The organism is Staphylococcus intermedius NCTC 11048 (genome assembly GCF_002902385.1).
GTDB lineage: Bacteria > Bacillota > Bacilli > Staphylococcales > Staphylococcaceae > Staphylococcus > Staphylococcus intermedius.
In genome coordinates this window covers 1-5,053 of record NZ_PPQH01000102.1, presented here as the reverse complement: position 1 = coordinate 5,053, position 5,053 = coordinate 1, and the positions used below count along the sequence as shown (strand labels likewise).

At 39.2% G+C, this 5,053-nt stretch carries 3 protein-coding genes; all 3 read right to left on the bottom strand.

Annotated features, from left to right (window positions below; genetic code table 11):
- Positions 1-629: 629 nt before the first annotated feature.
- Positions 630-1,268, bottom strand: coding sequence for an FMN-dependent NADH-azoreductase (locus tag CD138_RS12845; RefSeq protein WP_019169024.1), 639 nt, complete (start codon positions 1,266-1,268; stop codon positions 630-632).
- 247 nt (positions 1,269-1,515) lie between these two features.
- Positions 1,516-2,343: a pyruvate, water dikinase regulatory protein gene (locus CD138_RS12840; protein ID WP_026066888.1), complete on the bottom strand. Its 828-nt coding sequence runs from the start codon at positions 2,341-2,343 to the stop codon at positions 1,516-1,518.
- Entirely contained in the window at positions 2,333-4,957 is a 2,625-nt protein-coding gene (gene ppdK / locus CD138_RS12835) for a pyruvate, phosphate dikinase (protein ID WP_019169026.1), read from the bottom strand. Before ppdK ends, CD138_RS12840 begins: the two co-directional genes overlap by 11 nt.
- Positions 4,958-5,053: the final 96 nt, after the last annotated feature.

Sequence of the window (5,053 nt, the reverse complement as noted above, 5' to 3'; positions counted from 1 at the left end):
TGTTTGTTCTGTTATTCTTTTTGCATCAAATGGATTTTGTCTCAATCAACTAGTATAAAAAATAGTGTGTTTAAACATTACTCAATTAAAGTTGAAATCAGTTAAAATAATTTCGATAAATGCTAATTTAAGATAACAATTTGCATTAAAGACCCAAAATTAAAATATAAATTTTATTGTATTATGACACTTTTAATAACTTTTTAACTGTAAGCGCATACAAAATTTAGTGTAAAAAGCGTAATATTTACTGCTAAATTTATTCGAAATTGCACTTTGCTAATTTGTTTTTTATTAAGCTAATGTAAAGGAATTTTTAAGAAAGATGAAGAAAAATATTAAGCAGTCTCTTCAATGCTATACACGGCGAACTTTCAAGAAAAATGCGGTCAAGGCTAAGGCGAATGGGTTCAAGCGTATGTGTGCTCAATTGCGGCGTACATTCAATTGCGAAGTAGTTTAAAAGAAAATAATTGTGTCATGAATAATGAAAGTCACGAACGTTATACTATGCGGAAGGATTTGTATTTTAGGGTTGGTTTTAGAATATCGTGTGCTCCTGTTTTGTCGAACACATAATCAGTGAAGTTGTGAAGGAACCTATGATGCGAGATTCCTTCACGACTTTTTTAGTTATAGAACGCTTTAAAAACTTCATTTAAATCTTGTTGTGCATGTTCGAGTACCGCTTCTTTACTTAAGCGCGCTGTACCTTGAGCGCGAACGGTATAAAATTCATCAAATGCCATCATCTCTTTAAACATTGCTTTTAAATAGCGAGGCGCAAAATCTAAATGTTGATAGCGGTCATCGTTAGTGTAAATCGATCCACTCGCCTGGATATACAATGCTTTATAGTTATCAGTCATCAATCCAACTGAACCCTCAGATGTATATTTGAAAGTGTGACGTGCGATTAAAATGTTATCGATATAGTCTTTTAATCGTGAAGTAATATTAAAATTGTGCAGCGGCGAAATAATGACGATGCGTTGATGTGCTTTGAATTGTGCAAGCAACTCTGCAGTGATTTGCGCGAGATGCTGTTCTTCTGCCGTCATCGTTTCACCTGCATATTGCTTATTCCAAACATTGAGTAACTGCGTCGTTTCAATACGAGGTAATGCAATGTCATATAAGTTTAAAATATCAGGTGTGTCATTCGGAAATGTATCTTTGTATTTTTTTAGAAACCGTTCTTGCATTTGATTAGCAAAACTTTCCTTGTTGTTAAAACTTGGATGTGCATTAATAATTAAAGTTTTCATAAATTGATACTCCTCATTTTTTGTGTAAAACAAGTATAGCATTGATAGCTTTTCAAAATATGTCTTTTACATTCATTTATCGTGCTGTCAAAATCAATTTATCTCTTCAACATGCCCACGTCATCTCAGTGAAGACCAAAAAGACTGAGCGATATACCCAGCCTTTTTGGTGAATGAGCACAAAAAATTCAATCTACTTGCATAAATTGATGTCAGAAACTTTTCCTCGCTCACATCATCAAAATCTTTATTTTTGTAAAATCTTTTCAATATAAAACGCAGATTCTTCAATCGAGCGATATTCTGTATTAATCACTGTCGCATTGAGCTGCCTAAACACTTCTTCAGCGTATGCGAGTTCTGCTTTAATGCGCTGTAAATCATTGTAATACGCTTGTTTCCCCTTCATACCGAGCACTTTCACACGCTCTGTTCGAATGCTCATAATGTATTCAGGGCTTGCTGTGAGACCGATGACTTTCAATTTTTTGTCTTTCACGATGTCATAAGGGATACCGATTTCAGGCACTAACGGAATATTGGCGACTCTATACCCTTTGTTCGCTAAATACATACTTAATGGCGTTTTAGACGTTCTGGAAACGCCGACGATGAGGACGTCCGCTTCTTCAATATCTGTGAAATGTTTGCCGTCATCGTATTTAACTGCATATTCGATTGCGTCGATACGTTTGAAATAGTCTTCATCTAATTCACGAATTTTCCCTTTCTCTTTGACCGGTACGTGTCCTGTTGCGGCTTGAACGTGTTGCATGAGCGGCGACATATAATCAATGTAAGGAATTTGATGTTCTGCGGCATACGCTTGCCCCAACGCATTAAAGTGATCTGTCACAAGAGTGGTCACGACAATTGCCTGACGCTCTTTGGCAAGTTTTAACACGTTAAGGAGCGCATCCTCACTTTCAATCAACGAAAATTTCTTTATTTCGATCTGTGTCAGCTTTGGAAATTGGCTCATCACCGCGTGCACCATACGTTGTGCGGTCTCACCTAAAGAGTCTGAAATGATAAAAATGGTCACTTGTGGTGCGGTTGCCATATTATCCCTCACTTTCAACGACACTTTGTGCAGCGGCTAACTTGGCACCCGGTACACGGAATGGTGAACATGACACATAATCAATCGGCATGCGATGGAAATGATGAATGGATTTTGGATCACCACCGAGCTCACCACAGACACCAATTTTAATATTCGCATTTGCTGCTTTTGCTTGTTCTGAAGCATTGCGCACGAGTGCACCTACACCGTCAACATCTAACGTTTGGAATGGATCGACCTCTAAAATATGTTGATTCACATAGTCATTAATGAATTTTCCGGCATCATCACGTGAAAAACCGAAAGTGAGCTGTGTTAAATCGTTCGTACCAAAGCTGAAGAAGTCACATACTTTCGCAAGATCACCCGCAATCAAACATGCACGTGGCGTTTCAATCATCGTTCCAATTAAGTAATGCAGTGATTGATTCGTATCTGTCTCAATTTGCTGAATCGCTTCAAGAATTTGTGCTTTTAACACTTTAAATTCTTCGACAGTAGAGACAAGCGGTACCATAATTTCTGGTTGACATGCGATACCTTCATTTTTCAATTGTGCCACACTCTTCATCATCGCCTCGACTTGCATGACGTACAATTCCGGATATGTGATCGTCAGACGACAACCGCGGTGGCCTAACATTGGATTCGTTTCGTGCAATTCGGCCATACGTTGCTTCAGCTGTACCGTAGAAATGTTTAATTGTTGTGCGACACTGTCAATTTCTTCGTCAGACTTTGGTAAAAACTCATGCAATGGTGGATCAAGTAAACGCACAATCGTCGGACGTTCGCCTGACAAACGAAAAATTTGTTCAAAGTCTTCTGTTTGATATGTGCGAATGCGATTTAAAGCTTGTGTTCTTGTCTCATCGTCTGAAGATAAGATAAAACGACGCATTTCTACTAATCGTTCTGCACCGAAAAACATATGCTCTGTACGAACAAGACCAATACCTTGTGCGTTAAACTGATAACCGGCTTCAATGTCAGGTGTTGTTTCCGCATTCATACGGACGTTTAAACGTGCAATTTCTTCCGTCCATGCCATAAATTGTTCGAATGCCTCACTATGTTCAGCACTTGTCGTCTCCACGATACCTGCATAAATATCGCCTTGTCCCCCGTCGACAGAAATTTCATCCCCTTCAAACAACTGACCATTCGCATACGTCACTGTTTTCTCACGTGTATTAATTTCAAGGTCAGCACAGCCTGTCACACAACATTTACCCATACCACGCGCAACAACGGCTGCATGTGACGTCATACCACCATGTGTCGTTACGATCGCTTCACTCGCAATCATCCCTTCAATATCTTCTGGTGATGTTTCTGGACGCATTAAGATGACCTTTTCCCCTGCTTCAGCTTGACGTTTCGCTTCTTCTGCTGAAAATACAATTTTACCTGTTGCGGCACCCGGACTCGCTGGTAAACCGGCCTTTGAAATCACTGTCGCGGCTTCTAACGCTTGTGCTTCAAACGTTGGATGTAGGAGTGTGTCGATGGATTTCACGTCCACTTTGGTCATCGAATCATTTTTCGAAATAACACCCTCTTCGACTAAATCAACAGCAATTTGCATCGCGGCTTTCGCTGTGCGTTTACCATTACGCGTTTGGAGAATATAGAGCTTTTCATTTTCAATCGTAAATTCAATATCTTGCATATCTTGATAATGCTGTTCGAGTTGTTCGGCTACAGCGACAAATTGTTCATGAACATGGGGCATTTGCTCATGTAATGTCGCAATATCTTGAGGTGTACGAATGCCCGCCACGACATCTTCACCTTGAGCATTTAATAAATATTCACCAAATAATTTGGCTTCACCTGTGACAGGATTACGTGTAAATGCCACACCTGTCCCACTTTGAGGCCCACTATTACCGAACACCATTTCTTGAACGTTCACAGCTGTGCCGATATTGTGCGGAATGTCATTCAAATCACGATACACACGGGCACGATCATTATCCCAAGATTTAAATACCGCCTCAATCGCTTCTAATAACTGATCGAGCGGATTTTGCGGAAATGGTTTGTACACTTCTTCAATATAAACTGTTTTAAAGTGCTCACAAATTTCTTGTAATCCTTCAGCTGGAATATCCGCATCATTTTGATAATTGTGCGTTTCTTTGTAGTTGTCGAAATATGTATCAAATGCGGCCATCGGAATCCCGTACACCACTTCGCCAAACATTTGTAGTAGACGACGGTAACAATCATACGCAAAACGCGCATCATTTGTTTTACGTGCGAGTTTTTCAACGTTTTCATCATTTAATCCTAAATTTAAAATTGTATCCATCATGCCTGGCATCGAAATTTTAGCCCCACTCCGTACTGAGACAAGTAATAAATTTTCATCCGCAGAAAACGCTTTGTTCGTACGCGCTGAAAATGCCTCTAATTGTGCTTGTAATTGTGTTTTAACCTCGTCCGACAATTGTTCACCACGTTCTAAATATTCAATACATGCCGCTGTCGTAATCGTGAAGCCATCAGGAACCGGTAAACCTAAACGCTTCATTTCTGATAAATTGGCCCCTTTCCCGCCAAGTAAATCCTTCATATTTTTTTGACCTTCATCAAATGCATAAACATATTTTGTCATACTGGCACCTCTTTCCTTTTAATGTGTCATACTAATTAAATAAAAGTATGTCATAATAATTAGAAATTGACAATCAAAAATCGGTTCGTCCATTAT